14 protein-coding genes and 1 pseudogene are annotated in these 13,980 nt (G+C 69.2%); 6 read left to right on the forward strand and 9 right to left on the reverse strand.

The annotated features are described in order from the left end of the window. Positions 1 to 14 precede the first annotated feature (14 nt). A complete protein-coding gene (locus AB0C12_RS33280; protein WP_360553854.1) occupies positions 15 to 494 on the forward strand; it encodes a hypothetical protein in 480 nt (159 codons plus the stop codon). A 70-nt stretch (positions 495 to 564) separates the two neighbouring features. Here the strand turns inward: AB0C12_RS33280 and AB0C12_RS33285 are convergent, their stop codons facing one another. Further along, positions 565 to 1,689 carry a peptidase gene (locus tag AB0C12_RS33285; protein ID WP_360553855.1) on the reverse strand — a complete coding sequence of 375 codons (1,125 nt, stop codon included), beginning with the start codon at positions 1,687 to 1,689 and terminating at the stop codon, positions 565 to 567. 896 nt (positions 1,690 to 2,585) lie between these two features. Then, positions 2,586 to 2,981, reverse strand: a pseudogene (locus AB0C12_RS33290) (cellulose binding domain-containing protein); the annotation flags it as partial. A gap of 136 nt (positions 2,982 to 3,117) precedes the next feature. Here AB0C12_RS33290 and AB0C12_RS33295 point away from each other — a divergent pair. Beyond that, the gene (locus AB0C12_RS33295) at positions 3,118 to 4,044 is read left to right on the forward strand and encodes an NADP-dependent oxidoreductase (protein WP_360553856.1); all 927 of its coding nucleotides are present in this window, start codon (positions 3,118 to 3,120) and stop codon (positions 4,042 to 4,044) included. Between the two features lie 42 nt (positions 4,045 to 4,086). Here the strand turns inward: AB0C12_RS33295 and AB0C12_RS33300 are convergent, their stop codons facing one another. After that, a complete protein-coding gene (locus tag AB0C12_RS33300; RefSeq protein ID WP_360553857.1) occupies positions 4,087 to 4,884 on the reverse strand; it encodes a GGDEF domain-containing protein in 798 nt (265 codons plus the stop codon). A gap of 477 nt (positions 4,885 to 5,361) precedes the next feature. Here AB0C12_RS33300 and AB0C12_RS33305 point away from each other — a divergent pair, with 477 nt between their 5' ends. Then, complete coding sequence (locus tag AB0C12_RS33305; RefSeq protein ID WP_360553859.1) at positions 5,362 to 5,568, forward strand: DUF397 domain-containing protein; 207 nt, start codon at positions 5,362 to 5,364, stop codon at positions 5,566 to 5,568. A gap of 32 nt (positions 5,569 to 5,600) precedes the next feature. On the opposite strand, the gene AB0C12_RS33310 is transcribed toward AB0C12_RS33305, so the two are convergent. Continuing rightward, positions 5,601 to 6,515, reverse strand: coding sequence for a helix-turn-helix transcriptional regulator (locus tag AB0C12_RS33310; RefSeq protein ID WP_360553860.1), 915 nt, complete (start codon positions 6,513 to 6,515; stop codon positions 5,601 to 5,603). A 174-nt stretch (positions 6,516 to 6,689) separates the two neighbouring features. Here AB0C12_RS33310 and AB0C12_RS33315 point away from each other — a divergent pair, with 174 nt between their 5' ends. Then, complete coding sequence (locus tag AB0C12_RS33315) at positions 6,690 to 7,955, forward strand: HDOD domain-containing protein (RefSeq protein WP_360553861.1); 1,266 nt, start codon at positions 6,690 to 6,692, stop codon at positions 7,953 to 7,955. A gap of 33 nt (positions 7,956 to 7,988) precedes the next feature. Here the strand turns inward: AB0C12_RS33315 and AB0C12_RS33320 are convergent, their stop codons facing one another. After that, positions 7,989 to 9,545: a lysyl oxidase family protein gene (locus tag AB0C12_RS33320; RefSeq protein WP_360553862.1), complete on the reverse strand. Its 1,557-nt coding sequence runs from the start codon at positions 9,543 to 9,545 to the stop codon at positions 7,989 to 7,991. A 100-nt stretch (positions 9,546 to 9,645) separates the two neighbouring features. Further along, complete coding sequence (locus AB0C12_RS33325; RefSeq protein ID WP_360553863.1) at positions 9,646 to 10,188, reverse strand: hypothetical protein; 543 nt, start codon at positions 10,186 to 10,188, stop codon at positions 9,646 to 9,648. Positions 10,189 to 10,396: 208 nt separating this feature from the next. Here AB0C12_RS33325 and AB0C12_RS33330 point away from each other — a divergent pair, with 208 nt between their 5' ends. After that, a complete protein-coding gene (locus AB0C12_RS33330) occupies positions 10,397 to 10,903 on the forward strand; it encodes a hypothetical protein (protein ID WP_360553864.1) in 507 nt (168 codons plus the stop codon). Between the two features lie 123 nt (positions 10,904 to 11,026). Here AB0C12_RS33330 and AB0C12_RS33335 read toward each other — a convergent pair whose 3' ends face one another. From AB0C12_RS33335 to AB0C12_RS33345, 3 genes are all read right to left on the reverse strand, one after another. Beyond that, positions 11,027 to 11,698 carry a pectate lyase gene (locus tag AB0C12_RS33335; protein WP_360553866.1) on the reverse strand — a complete coding sequence of 224 codons (672 nt, stop codon included), beginning with the start codon at positions 11,696 to 11,698 and terminating at the stop codon, positions 11,027 to 11,029. 309 nt (positions 11,699 to 12,007) lie between these two features. Continuing rightward, positions 12,008 to 12,145, reverse strand: a complete 138-nt coding sequence (locus AB0C12_RS33340) for a hypothetical protein (RefSeq protein ID WP_360553867.1) — start codon at positions 12,143 to 12,145, stop codon at positions 12,008 to 12,010. A 105-nt stretch (positions 12,146 to 12,250) separates the two neighbouring features. Then, positions 12,251 to 12,892 (reverse strand): TetR family transcriptional regulator, encoded by a 642-nt coding sequence (locus AB0C12_RS33345; protein WP_360553868.1) that lies wholly within the window; start codon positions 12,890 to 12,892, stop codon positions 12,251 to 12,253. 98 nt (positions 12,893 to 12,990) lie between these two features. On the opposite strand from AB0C12_RS33345, the gene AB0C12_RS33350 reads away from it, so the two are divergent. Further along, positions 12,991 to 13,926 carry an NADP-dependent oxidoreductase gene (locus AB0C12_RS33350; protein WP_360553869.1) on the forward strand — a complete coding sequence of 312 codons (936 nt, stop codon included), beginning with the start codon at positions 12,991 to 12,993 and terminating at the stop codon, positions 13,924 to 13,926. Positions 13,927 to 13,980 lie beyond the last annotated feature (54 nt).

The following is a 13,980-nucleotide window of genomic DNA, read 5'->3' on the forward strand; positions in this document are numbered from 1 at the left end:
ATTAGAGTGCGGTCGTGACCGACGCATCCGTTTACCTCGCCGCCCAGCCCCGCCTCGACACGCTCGTTACGGTGTTTCCCTCCGACGCTCAGCGGCTGCGCACCGACTTCGCCGGGACGGCCTGGATCGGCGACATCCCCGACCCGGCATCCGGAATGATGGGACCGCGTTACCAGCGGCGCGCCGTCGACTCCCAACTGTTTCTGCCTGACACCCACTGGTACTCCGTTCTCGAACTCGACGACGCCGAGGTGCAAGTTGTCGTCGGCCTGCTCCAGGTGCCGGGCACCACGCAGGGCACGCAAGGTCTGGTCGGCGCGATCGCGGACCCGCGGGCGGATTTCTTCGAGCACCCCGAGCACGACGACCGGGTCGGCATCTGCCTCACGCTGCGGGGCCAGATCTGGTCCAACGTCGGCCTGTCGTATCGCGTCACCGTGCTGTGCCGGCCGGAGTCGCTGCTGCGCTCATCGATGACCGCCACGCCGTCGTGACCGCAGGGCGCTGACGGCCACGCGGCGTGACAGCAACGATGAGAGCCGGTCGCGTTCACGGGTCGCGGTGCTACTCCACGATCCAGATGCCGTAGTCGCGAGTCGCGGTGCCGAAGTCCTGGAAGCCCAGGATGGTGTTGTTGCCGACGTAGGTGTAGTTGTTGATGCCCTTGGCGATCACTGTGCCGTTCGCGCCCGGGCCGTAGACAGGCCCGCCGCTGTCGCCTCCGCGCACCGCCGGCTGGCCGTCCACCTGGCGCGCCTCGACGGCGTCGCCCGGGTCGGTGTTGTACTTCTCGACCCGCAGTCCGCACACGGGACCGCCGATGTCGCGGGCGGAGGATCCGCCGGACTGGCAGAGGTACTCGCCGGGGAACGTCCAGTCCCACCCGGCGACGGTGGTGACGGCGTTGCTGTCCAGTCCGCCGACGTACATGACGTTGTCCACGTTGCCCGGGGTGCTGATCAGGGCGATGTCGTGGCCGTCGTTGTCGGCGGTGAACGTACCGATGAATTCGCCGGCGCCGTCGCGGATCTGATTGCCGTTGCTGCCGCAGTGTCCGGCGGTCAGGATGAACCGTTCGTTGTTGCCGTTGCGCACGGGGAAGCCGGTCGTGCAGCGGGAATTGCCGTTGATCTGGTCGGCGCCGCTCTTCCAGGGCGCCCAGTCGTCGCGCCTGCTGGTCAGCACCTTCGCGCCCTGGTCGACAACTTCGACCGGTACCCCGACCTCCGGGGCCAGCCGGGTGGCGCCCGTCCGCGCGCTTGTGGCAACGACGATTTTGCTGCCGTCCACGGCGTACTTGATCCTTGGCTGCTGTGCGGCGTACGCCGAACGCAGTCTGGCGCCCGCGGCCCGCAGCTCACTCAGGGAGTTCTCGGCCGCGCCGACTCGCACGGGGGCGATCGACCGCGAGGTGGCGATCGTCTGCTTGATCCGGGTGGGTAGTGCGCCCTTCCACCACACGACGACCTGCTTGTCCTGAAGCTCGATCCCGGCGTACCCGGGGTAGGCGTTGCGCTCGATCTCCCTGCGGATGGCGCTGGCTGCCTGAACGAGCGGAATCTGCCGGCGGGCGTTCTCGGGGAACTGGAACGTGGCGGGGGAGGAGGCGGAGGCGGGGGCAGATGCCAGGGCGGTGGCCGCCAGAACGGCGATGCTGACAGCTGCGCCGAGGCGCTTGCTACGTGTCATCCGAGTGCCTTTCGCTGGGCACGCGTGCGGAACGCGCACCGGTGGGGATGGTGACGCTGAGGGGTTTCGTCGACAGCGGCGGGGAAGACACCTCCTCTTGTCGACCGATGGGGGAATCGGATGTGAATGACCGGACGGTGCGTGCGATGAAGGCAGCAACAAGCGCCTGTCGAGCCGAGCGCCGTTCACCGTGCTTCATCGACTGACATCGTTGTCAACGGTAGAGCGTCGGCGTGTTGTTAACAACCCTGCACATCGATATCGACAAATACACTTCGACGGTGGCGCCGCTGCTGGTCGCGAGGTTTCGACGTTCCTCAGGACAGGAAACTGGCGAACGGACCGTTGAGGATGCCGTTCTTCTGGGTCTGGCTGAAGGTGCAGTCGGGGTAGTCGTAGAGCGAGGCCGACATGCAGGTGCCGTCGGTCGACGTGGCGTCGGGCAGACCGAAAGCGTGGCCCAGTTCGTGGACCATTCCGCCGTACCAGCGGTTGACCGGGCCGTTGACCCTCGCGGCGCCGTCCGCGTCGTGGCCGCTGAGCAGCACCCAGCCGTTGCCCCCACCGCCGCCGGACCGGTTCGGCTCCTCGGCGCTGACCTCCTCGACGTTGATCCACCGGCTGTCCGCGCCGAACCGCTGCTGCAGCTCGCGCCGGCCGTTCTCGACCACACACCAGTGGTGGTCGCTGCCGGTGCAGTTGTTGGTGATGTACCAGTTGGTGTCGTGCAGGCCGTTGACCACCTCGACGACCGGGTTGTTCAGCGTGAACGTCTTGCCGAGCTGAGCCTTGAAGAACCGTTGCGCTTCCCGCATGACGCCGGTGATGCCGTCGGGGTACCGCTGGTCGAACGCCTTGTCGGTGGGCTTGAGCCAGTAGACCCGGACAGTCCTGGCCGGCGGCGTTGCGTTCGGCGGCGTCGTGGTCGGTCCGATGGTGGGCGGGGTCGTCGGGGGCGCCGTGGTGGTGCCGCCGGTGCAGGCGACGTTGTTCAGGGTGAAGCCGGTCGGCCACGGGTTCGACCCGGTCCAGGTTCCGTTGAAGCCGAACGACGCGCTCGCGCCGGTGGCCAGCGCCGCGTTGTAGCTCATGCCGGCCGCGGTGACCGCCGCTCCGGACTGGGTCACGGTGGCGTTCCACGCCTGGCCGACGGTCTGCCCGGCGCCGAACGACCATCGCAGCGTCCACCCGTTGATCGGGTCACCGAGGTTGGTCACTGCCACGGAGGCGCCGAAGCCGCCCTGCCATTGTGAACCGACCGTGTACGACACCTGGCAGCCGGCGGCGCCAGCTGGACCTGGCCGGTGACGGTGTGCCGAAAGAGTTTCGGAGTGCCGGCGCCGCCGCGCCAGAACCCCCCTGCGGTCCGAGCGGATCCCGGCCGACGACGGGGCTGTCCATCAGGGGACAGGGGTCTAGAGTGGACGCGTGCTGGGAGTAGTCGCGGCCGCGCTCGGCGGTCCTGAGGTGTTGCAGGTGACGGAGCTGCCGGAGCCTGAGGCGGGGCCGGGGCAGGTTGTGGTCCGGATCCGTGCGGTCTGTGTGCACCCGGCTGACGTCGCCGCCACCACCGGAGAGATTCCTCGCGGGCCGGATGTGCCGCCGTTCTCGCCCGGGTGGGACATCGCCGGCGAGGTGGCCTCGGTCGGCCCCGAGACGGCTGATTTCGGGGTGGGCGATCGTGTCGTCGGGATGATTCCGTGGTACTTGACCCGGGGTGCACCGGGCGGCTATGCCGAGCTGGTGGCGGCCGATACGGACTGGTTGGTGCGGCTGCCGGACGAGCTCGACTTCGTGTCCGCGGCCACGGTGCCGCTCAACGCCCAGACCGCCCACCAGGGGCTGTCACTGGTGTCGTTGGCCATGCTTCCGGCCGGCAGCAGCATTCTGGTCACCGGTGCGAGTGGCGGTGTCGGCGGCTTCGCCACCCAGCTTGCCGTTCAGGGCGGCTATCGTGTCCTGGCGCAGGCCGCCCACGAGGATGAGCCATGGGTCCAGGGTCTCGGCGCTCACGAGGTGGTCTCCCGTTCCGTCGAGCTGGCCAAGGTGGGGCCGGTGGCCGCGGTGTTCGACGCGGTCCCCCTCGGCGAGGCGGCAGCCGCTGCCGTCGAGGACAGGGGAATCGTGGTCGTGACCCGGCCCACGCCGGCCATCGTTCCGGCCCGTGGTGTGCGCCAGGAGCTGCAACTCATCCGGCACGACCGCGAGCTGCTGGCCGACTTGGTGGGGCAGGTGGCGGCGGGACGGCTGCGCACGCGCGTGGCGGACACGATGCCGTTGACCGAAGCGGCCGACGCCCACCGGCGGGTGCTGGCCGGTGGCCTGCGCGGAAAGCTCGTACTGACGGTCGGCTGACGGTCGAGCGTGGCGGCGGCCGAGCCGGCCGCCGGCTCGCGATCACCGGTTGGTGGAGGACTTCCGGTCCAGGTACGGATCGGCTTCGGCTCGGACCGTGAGACAGTTCGTGGGAATGGTGTCGACCATCGTGCCGGCGCCGTTCGGGCCTCGGTAACGGACCAGGGCTGCCCATTCGCAGGCACTCTCGACCACTCCCGCACGACGGGCGCCGCTGCGGTGCACCCATACCGGGTCGCCCGGCCGGCACGCCACCGCAGGGCCCGGGGCGGTCAGGTCCGACGGCGATCCGGGGGTCGCGGCCGGCTCGTACGTCCCGGTGTGGTCGCCGCTCTCTGTGGCCACAACCCAGGTGATGCCGGTCTTGTCGGTCGTGTTCGCGTGCCGCTTGGCGCTGAACATCGCCTGGTCCGCGCGGCGCAGCAGGTCGGCCAGGTCGGCGGAGCGTCCAGCCGGTACGACGCCGATCGATGCGGTGACGGACAGGGTGTGGCCCTTCACGTCCATCGGGGGTGCGATCGCGGCGCTCAGCGAGCCGGCCACCTCGTGCCACCACGCCTGCGGGACGTCGGCGCGCGGGGCGCGGGGCAGTGCGGCGAACTCGTCGCCGCCGAACCGGGCCACCAGGTGATCGGTGAGGCAGGTGGCCATGCGCCGGGCGACGACGCAGAGGACCTCGTCGCCGGCGTCGTGCCCGTACGTATCGTTGATCGGCTTGAAACCGTTGAGGTCGAGGATCAGGACGGCCGATGAGTGATCGTCGCCGCGCAGCAGCTCCGGGGCGAGCGCGTGGAAGAGGCGGCGGTTGGCGAGGCCGGTGAGCTCGTCGTGGTCGGCCATCCACCGGAGCGAGGCGCGCTCCTGCTCCAGCTGCTGGACGTGCGCTGCGAGCTGATCGATGCGGGCTCGGAGGTGAGCAGTTGCCGGCTCGGTTCGCGGCTGAACATCATCCGGTAGTGCACCGCCCGGGTCGGCGGCGGCAGGTTCGAGGATCCGCATCGGCCGTCCTCTCAAGACTGCGGCGGACCAGCGGGAGCTGTCGAGTCGATGGCGAGGCATCACCGAGCGCCACAGTGGAATCATGGCAGTCGGCCGAGGCGCGTGCAAGATTTCACGCGGACAACTATCACGCCGACAAGATGCATCCGTGGCAGGTTTCGGCTACGTTAGGTACGTGCACTTTCGTGGTGAAAGAGTCGCCCCTGGACCTCAAATGCAGTTCTCGCACTTCAGGCCGGTAATGGGAGGGGTGCTGGACCGCTGGACCGGTGGCCCGGCGATGACCCACGGTGAGCAACTCCAGAAGGAGGGGCACTGATGAGTGGCGAAACCGGCTGGATCATTTCCAGCAGGTCGACGGGCAACGGAGGCAGTTGCGTCGAGGCCCGCCGCCAGGACGGCCTCATCGAGGTCCGCAACAGCAAGGCCCGGGAGGCCGGTACCGTGGTGTTCACGATCGAGGAATGGGACTCGTTCCTCTTCGGGGCCAAGCGCGGCGAGTTCGACCAGCTCCTGACCGACTGATCCCGGCGCGCCTCCGCACCGGGCTCAGTTCGTCAGCGGAACTCCCCGACCGGTACGGAGTCTTTACTGATGAGATCGAAGATCCGCCGGTATTCGTCGACCTCGACCTGTTCCTCCAGGTAGAGCGCGCCCACGTGGGATTCGAGGTAGACCACGTCCGGATCGGCCGGGTCGTCGAACTCCAGGATCCGGAAGGCGCCGGCCATCGCCGCGTGCGCCCCGACCGAGAACGGCAGCACCCTGATGTCGACCGTGTCCTCTTGGGACAGCCGCCGAAGATGCTCGATCTGTCCCTTCATCACCTGTTCGCTGCCGACCGCCCGGGTCAATGTCCCCTCACCGAGCACCGTCACGAGGCGGATCGGTGGGTTGCGGGCGAACAGCGTCCTCTGCCGCTGCATGCGGAGATTGATGTGGCGTTCGGCGATCTCCGAGTCGACCGGCTGCTCGGCGCCGAAGACGGCTCGTGCGTACTCCGGGGTCTGCAGCTCGCCGGGAACGACCTCGCCGTCGTAGCCGAACATGCGGGACGCGGACGCCTCCAGCCCGACGTACAGCTTGAACCATTCGGGGATCACCGGGCTGGCGTCCCACCACTCCTGCTGTGAGGTGCCCAGCGCGAGGTCGGCCAGCGCGTCGGTGATGCTCTGGTCCGCACCGTAGAGCCAGCAGAGCGCGCGCACGTTGGCCCCGGTGACCGGCACTTTGCCCGTCTCGATGCGGTGCAGCGTCGGCTCCGAGATGCCCAGCCGCGCTTCCACCACATCACGCCGGCTCATGCCGGACGCCGTGCGTAGCCGCGTCAATCGCCGCCCCAATGCCCGTCGCACGACGCGTTGGCCTGTGACCGGCACCCTTACCTCCGCCTTGCCAACCCCTGTGGACGGTGACGCCGACCACCGTACCCGCAACGGCGCGTCGTCAACAGGCGACCCGGCGTTGCTCACCGAACGTGCCGGGGCGATGGGCCCGTGTTTGCGGTGATGCGCGGTGATCTCGCTGGACGCCCCTTCAGCGGGGTGGCCCGGGTCGTCGCTCGCGGCACACCGTCGTGTGACAACGGCTGGGGAACTCTCTCCCTATTCCGGCGGGTGTATCCCTATTCGGGCTATTCTGCGTCCGTGACGCATGTATCCGCCCCCAGTGGCGAGCCGGCTTCCTGGATCCATGTCGGGCGGCAGCCGATCTACGACCGCAGCGGAGACGTGGTCGCCTACGAGCTGCTGTTCCGCGATTCAGCGGCAGCGCAGAGCGCCTCCCGGAGCACCGCGCAGGCCACCAGCCAGGTGATCGTGGCTGCCTTCACCGAGTTCGGCCTGACCGAGCTGGTCGGGTCGAGGGCGTGCTTCGTCAACGTCACCCGCGAGTTCCTGACCGGCGAACTGCCTGTGCCGTTCGACTCCGACCAAGCCGTTCTGGAGATCGTGGAGACCGTCGAGGTCGACGACATGGTCATCGACGGGACCCGGGCGCTGGTCGAGCGAGGTTTCACCATCGCGCTGGACGACTTCGTCTGGGGCGCGGGAGCCGAGCGCCTCCTGGATTGGGCCACCTACGTCAAGGTGGACATGCTGGACGCCGACCCGGCCGGCGTGGCGGAGACGGTTGAGCAATGCCGCCGATACCCCCAGATCCAGCTGGTGGCGGAACGGCTGGAGACCGAGGAGCAGTTGCAGCACGCCATGCAGCTGGGGTTCGACTTCTTTCAAGGCCACGTGCTCGGGCGCCCCCACGTGCTGTCGACCGCGTCGATGTCGCCGACACGCGCTGCTCGCCTGCAGTTGATCGCCGCGTTGAATGCCGACGAGGTCGACTTCGACGGGGTCGTGTCGCTGATCAGCCGGGACCCCGCGATCACCTACCGGTTGTTGCGGGCCACCAACTCCGCGGCCTCCGGTCTCGCCGCCCGCGTCTCCTCGGTCGCTCAGGCCGCGACCCTGCTCGGTCCGGCGACGATCCGGCAGTGGGTCACGCTGATGCTGTTCAGCGACCTCACCGACGCCACCGAGGACCAGGTGATGTCGACCTTGATCAGGGCCCGGCTGTGTCAGCTGCTCGCCGAGAGACTCCGCTTGTCCGGCGGCGCGGCCTTCACGGTGGGACTGCTGTCCGGCATCGCGGACCTGCTCGCCGAACACCCCGCACAGCTGATCACCGAGCTGCCCTTGGCCGACGACGTCGTCGCGGCACTGACCGCCGAAGCCGGAGACCTCGGCCGGGTCCTGCACGCCGTACGCGCATACGAACAAGGGCAGCCGGCCGCCGGTGCGGTCATCAACGCCGAAGACATGATGGAGATCTACCTGTCTGCGGTGAGCTGGTCCACCCACACCGTGAGCGGCGCCCTCGCCGACCAACCCCTGCGCCGGGTCGACCTGTCGCGTTGATCCGCTCGGACACCAGGTGGGCGGGGGCCCGGGTCAGCCGTCCAGGCCGTGCACGGCCGGCACGCGCAGGGTCCGCGCGCCGGGCTTGCCGCCCAGGATCACCTTGCGCAGCGCGGCGTTGTTGTCGGTGCGCAGTTCGGCCAGATGCTCTTCGGGGTTGGCTCGGACCTCGATCCAGTACGTGCCGTTGGGCAGGTCGGTGACCTCGAAGGACTGGCCCGGGAGGAACTGCCCGTACGTGTCGCCGTTGCCGATGTCGAGCACCTCGCGCACCGCCACCGCCGTGTTCTGCCCGCACGAGGTGGCCAGGCTGGTGTTGCCCGGCCGCCACTTGGCCAGCGGCATGGTGTAGTCCACCGGGTCGGTGTTGGCGAGGCAGAACGCCTCCTTGCCGGAGCGCACGGCCAGGTTCTGGCTGGCGTCGAGCAGGTTGTACTGGGCGAAGTCGGTGAAGTGCCAGTGCAGATGCCCTTCGCGGGCGTCCCACTGCATCGTCCCGGCGAGCCGGGCGCCCACTTCGGTACCGGCGGCGTCGTAGAAGTACTGGTACGCGTCCATGAGGTCCTCGCCGGTGCGGCGGAAGCCGTCCACCACCAGTGGGGACGTCCCACCGTTCCAGACGGTGGCCGCGAAGGTGAGGTACGCCTTGCCGTCGGTGTCCTGCTGCAGGGCGATGTCCCAGGCGGGCAGCGAGCGCAGATCGGGCTTCGGGCCGGTCGCCGGCACCGCGGCCAGGGTCGCCGGCACCTTCGCGGGCGGCCGGAAGCGCGGGTCGTAGCCGGTCACCTGAGCCGCCGGGTCACCGGCCGTGGCGTGCCGGTGTGCCTCGGTGGCCGTGCGGACCTCCGCCTTCGCCACCGGGGCCGACGCCTGGCCCACGCCGATGTCGACCACGGTCAGGTCGAGGTTCACGGTGGCGTCCGCGGCGGGCACCGCCAGCCATTCCCGGTACGGATCGTTCAACCGTACGGTGACCTGGTATTCGCCGCCCGGCAGATCGATCTCCGGTTGCCCGGTCCAGGCCCCGTCGCCGCGCGGGACGGTCTCGATCGGGGTGGCCCAGCCGGCCGGGATGCCCCAGACCGAACCGAGCAGGAACGGATTGCCGCTGCCGCCGTCGCCGTACCCCTGCCAGCCGCAGTCCAGCGGGTACGCGTTCTGCGACGGGCCGTCCGGGCGGCTGCGCACCGAGCGTTCCGAGTTCGGGCACCAGTCGGTCGTGTAGTCGTGGACCACCGCGCCGGCGGCGTCGCGGATGGTGATCGAGGTGAAGTCCTCGAAGCCACCGAACGACGTGAACAGGCCGGCCGGCAGCGGGGTGCCGTTGAGCTTGGCGACGATCGGCTGCGCGTACGACTTGCGTTTGGCCCGGATGTCAAAAGGCTGCGTCCCGGCGACCATGTGGATGCCGAGATCGAGATCGAACCAGATGTAGTCACCGTCGACGAACCGTTGCGCCACCGGGTGCGCGGTGGCGGAGCGGAGGGTCAGGATCGGCTGAGCCTCGGCGGCAGCTGCGACGGCGGGCCCGACGCCGACAACGAGCAGTGCGGTAGTGGTCAGGGCGGCCAGTGGACGTCGAATGTGCATAGATCCCCCTCAATGCTACATTCGGTCAACGTAACATCGCCCTCCTCCAGGGGTAGTGCCGTCGTCCGCTAGCGGACACTCGGGCCGGCTGAGTGCGCTGTCATCCCGCGCGGATCGGTACGGCGGTGCAGTGCGCGTCGACCCGGTCGACCAGCAGGTCCTCGGGTGTCGGGTACCGGCGGTGCAACGCGGCGACGGCATGCTGGTGAGCCAGGCGGTTGTACGGCGTCTCCTGCATTCTGGCCACCGAGTCCCGTACCACCGACAGGAAGCCGGCCGGCCAGCGAACCCGGTGCACCGCCCGGATCACCCGGCTGTCCCGGTCGACCAGCGCGATCCGCACCCCGTGCGTACCGTCGACGCCGGCCGGTCCCTCCTCGGCCGGGACCAGATGAGGGTGGAAGGTCACCTGCCCCCAGGGCAGCACCGGGCCGAGCCGGTACAACAGGACCCCCGCAGCGCCGACGTCGATCCACGCGAACCGGGTCGGGGCCGCGGTGACCGCCTGCACTTCCAGCTCGTGTGGACGACTCAGCGCCAACAGCAGCTCCACCGGCGCCCCGGAGACCATCGTCAGGCCGGCATGCTCCGGGAGCTTGACGTCCGGATCCAACCGGCTGCCCTTGCTGAGGACGGTATGCACATCCTCAGCGTATTGGCTCGGAGGCGAGCCCGTGGGCGCTTCGCCTCTGTCCGGTCGCCGGCCGGGCCACCCGAACGGGTGGCTCTGCTGCCATCGGCGGACCGGCCCGGGGTCCGGCCCTTTAGCGTCGCGGTTGATCCGGGGATGTGCCGGACGCCGTAGCCGAGGGCGTCGCGGCCGGCCCGGTCCACCGGGAAGGGATGCGGACATGAGGTCACAGACGGTTCCACGGGTTGCCGCCGCCGCGGCCGCGTTGGCGGTCGCCGCGGGTGTCGTGGCGGCGCCGGCGAGTGCGGTGCAGGCCGGTGGGAAGGACGGGCCGCGCCTGGTGGACAAGGCCGTCGTGCCCACGGTGCGGGCCGGTGTGGCGAAGTGGGTCAAGACGTGGTGGACGTCGCGCTCGGATGTGTGCGATTTGCGGGTCACGGTCACCGGCGACGACGTCGCCGCGCTCACCTATCCCAGCAACACCGGCTCGTACACGTCGCTGTCCCGCAGCGCGAACCTGGCCGGTGGCGATTTCGACTACACCGCGTTCCGGGTGACCCCCGATGCCGACGCGGCCGGTTTCATCACCTTGCAGGTGTCCGTGTCCTACACCAAGCGGCCGGCCGGGACCCCGGGCCCCGGCAGCGGCGGCGATGAGGCTTCGTGCAGCGGGCACCGCTCGCATCGCGCCACCACCGCCAGGTTGTACGTGCGCCCGCGTTCCTGACAGGGGATACCGGCCGCAGCCCGGCACATTCGAACGCGGATCAAGCAAGAGGCGCATCCGAGACCGGCGGACAACGGCAGGACACGGCCCCCTGGCCTACGCCAGAGGGCCGTGTCGCCACCGTCAGGAAACGATGCAGTTCCTGCCGTTGGCGCCGGAGCCGGTCTTGGTCGGTTCGGCGCCGGTGTTGTTTCCGGTGTACAGCCAGCAGGTGGGGATACTGCCGATGTTGTTGCCCTTCAGCGTCGCGACGTCACCGTAGTTGGTGTTGACGCCGGCGATCACCTTGCCGCTGGTCGCGGTGACGTTCTGGATGGTCACCTTGCGGGCGGCCTGGGTGGAGCAGTTGCCGCAGGAGCGGTAGAGCTTGCCGAAGTTGGAGACCTTGAAGTTCTTGATGGTCACCGACCCGCCGGCACCGCGGTTGTCCTGGAACACCTTGTCCGACGCGCTCGCCGCACTGCCGCCGTCGATCACGACGGTCGCGTTGGTGCCGCGGAAAGTGGCGGCGTCCTCGCCGACGTCCTGCCAGACGACGTTGGTGAGGTTGCAGCTGCCGGCGCAGTGGACGCCGTCGGCGGACGGGGCGCCCAGGATGACGTTCTTCAGGGTGGCCCCGGCGGCCAGGTCGAAGATCGGGTCCTGGCCCTCGTTCTGGCCGCCACTGCCGAGTGCGCCGGAGCCGATGTAGCGCTTGCCGCCGCCGTCGAAGGTGCCGCTGACCTTGATCGACGCGGTGACTTTCACGTCCGTGGCGGCTGACGCCAGACCCACCGTCGCCACAGAGCCGGCCATGGCCGCAACCAGAACCGCGGCACCGATGAGTATGCGGGGTCTTTTCATGAGGGGACCTTTCGCAGAGCCTCCACCTTCGATGAAGGCGGACGGAACCGTCGTCATCGCAGCTCACGGGTTCGTGCGGACGATGCCGACGGTATCGGGGGAGGACTTCTCCAACCTGACACGCCAATCGATACACGTCAATGAATATGGTTTGCAGCTTTGTTGCAGGATTGGGGTGGTTGCCGGCCTTCGCACTCCCGGCAATCTGTAGTGGCCGTCCGGCCGCGGAAGGTTGCCCGACGAAGGCAACTTGCCGTTCGGTCAGCAGCGACCCGGCGGCGGGGAGGGCAGCAACTGGAACTGTGGCAGCCGCGGCCGGGCGGCGTCCGGTTCGACGGTCACTCCGGCCCACACCAGGTCGTCCGCGTCGGTCTGAACTCCCCAAGATGTGGACTCCATAGTCCAACCTCCGTTAGGGCATGGGCTGCCACAAACGCAGCGCGGCATTCTCTGCGGTCCACATGTTCGACTGTGGCTCGGTTGGACGCCCGGCCCTGTTGGACCTTATAGTCCTGTTGTGGGTGTCGCGAAGGTCTCGACGTGGGTCAGGGCCATGTCCAGCGCCACCCGCATGGGCTCGGCGTCATGTGCTGCCTGAGCCAGCAGGTAGCCGCCCTGAACGGCGGCCAGCACCGCTACCGACAGCGTCGCCGGGTCGGCGTCGGCGCGCAGGGTGCCGTTGTCACGCATGCGCCGGAAACCGTCTGCCAGCAACTGTTCCCAGGTGGCGAAATGGCCGGCCAACGCCTGCCGGGCGGCCTCGTCGGTGTCGGACAACTCGGCCGCGAGGGTGCCGATCTCACATCCGTGCGCGCCGCTGCGCAGCACGTTGCGTTGCAGCACGGCGTCGCGCCACCGGCGCAGCCCGGCGAACGAGCTGACGCCCCGCAGCAATTGGTACTGACGCTCCAGCACCACCTGGGCCTGATACGTGACGACCTCGCGGACCAGTGCGTCCTTGGCCGAGAAGTGGTGGTAGAGCTGGGACTTGCTGGTGCCGCTGGCGATCCTGACCTCGTCGAGGGTGGTGGCAGCGACCCCCTTGGCCGCCATCAGCTCGGCGGCCGCCAGCACGATGCGTTCCCGGGTGGCCGCGCCGCGCGCGGTCAGCCGGGTGCCCTCGCTGTTCACCGGCGGGTCGACCACGGCCGTCAGGCTACCCGACCCCCGAGGCGGAAAACGCGTGCCGGGCGCCTCCGCACCACCGCCACTGAAAACACCGAATGAGCAAGGAGACAACACCGATGAAGGCGATCGTGGTGACGGACCAGGCTGCCGGAACGGCCGGGATGACGCTGGTGGAGCGCCCCGAGCCGCCGGCCGCGATAAACGACGTCATTGTCGAGGTTCATGCGTCGGGGTTCGTCCCGACCGAGATGGCGTGGCCTTCGACCTGGACCGATCGCCGTGACCGGGACCGGACACCGTCGATCCCCGGGCATGAGCTGGCCGGAGTGGTCAGCGCCCTCGGTTATGGCACGACGGGTCTGTCGGTGGGGCAGCGGGTGTTCGGCCTCACGGACTGGCATCGCGACGGCACCCTCGCGGAGTATGTGGCCGTCGAGGCCCGCAACCTCGCGCCGCTACCCGGCGACGTCGACTTCACGGTGGGCGCGAGCCTGCCGATCTCGGGTCTGACCGCGTGGCAGGGACTGTTCCAGCACGGCCGCCTCCAGGCCGGGCAGAGCGTGCTCGTGCACGGTGCGGCCGGCGCGGTCGGGACGATGGTGACGCAACTCGCCCGTGAGTTCGGCGCGTACGTCATCGGCACCGGACGCGGGGCCGACCGGCAGCAGGCCCTCGAATTCGGCGCGCAGGAGTTCGTCGACCTCGAGAACGACGCGCTGGCGGACGCCGGCGGGGTCGACCTGGTCTTCGACGTCATCGGCGGAGACATTCAGCAGCGATCCGCGCGCCTGATCCGGTCGGGCGGAACGCTGGTGTCCGTCGTCGGGCCCGCCGAGGCGCGGCCGGCCGACGGCCGGGCCGTCGACTTCGTCGTCGAGGCCGACCGGGTCCAGCTGAACGAGATCGTCCAGCGCGTCCGCGACGGACGACTGCGGACGAACATCGGCACCGTCGCCACCCTCGACGATGCCGTCGCCGCTCTCCATCCGACCGGGCGGACCAAGGGCAAGACAATCATTCTCGTACGTCCGTCAGCAGCGCACAGTGGGTGATCCAGCAGCGAAGGCCGGGGCTCGTCCAGCGGAATCCGGTCGTACGCTTGCTCC

Origin of the sequence: Actinoplanes sp. NPDC048967 (assembly GCF_040649415.1) — a bacterium.
Classification (GTDB): Bacteria; Actinomycetota; Actinomycetes; order Mycobacteriales; family Micromonosporaceae; genus Actinoplanes.

Bases quoted from the DNA above. Each gene is read 5' to 3' on its own strand.
- AB0C12_RS33335 (WP_360553866.1), bottom strand. From the start codon at position 11,698: ATGGCCGGCTCTGTGGCGACGGTGGGTCTGGCGTCAGCCGCCACGGAC.
- AB0C12_RS33320 (WP_360553862.1), bottom strand. From the start codon at position 9,545: ATGCACATTCGACGTCCACTGGCCGCCCTGACCACTACCGCACTGCTC.
- AB0C12_RS33305 (WP_360553859.1), top strand. From the start codon at position 5,362: ATGAGTGGCGAAACCGGCTGGATCATTTCCAGCAGGTCGACGGGCAAC.
- AB0C12_RS33300 (WP_360553857.1), bottom strand. From the start codon at position 4,884: ATGGCCGACCACGACGAGCTCACCGGCCTCGCCAACCGCCGCCTCTTC.
- AB0C12_RS33285 (WP_360553855.1), bottom strand. From the start codon at position 1,689: ATGACACGTAGCAAGCGCCTCGGCGCAGCTGTCAGCATCGCCGTTCTG.
- AB0C12_RS33330 (WP_360553864.1), top strand. From the start codon at position 10,397: ATGAGGTCACAGACGGTTCCACGGGTTGCCGCCGCCGCGGCCGCGTTG.
- AB0C12_RS33350 (WP_360553869.1), top strand. From the start codon at position 12,991: ATGAAGGCGATCGTGGTGACGGACCAGGCTGCCGGAACGGCCGGGATG.
- AB0C12_RS33340 (WP_360553867.1), bottom strand. From the start codon at position 12,145: ATGGAGTCCACATCTTGGGGAGTTCAGACCGACGCGGACGACCTGGTG.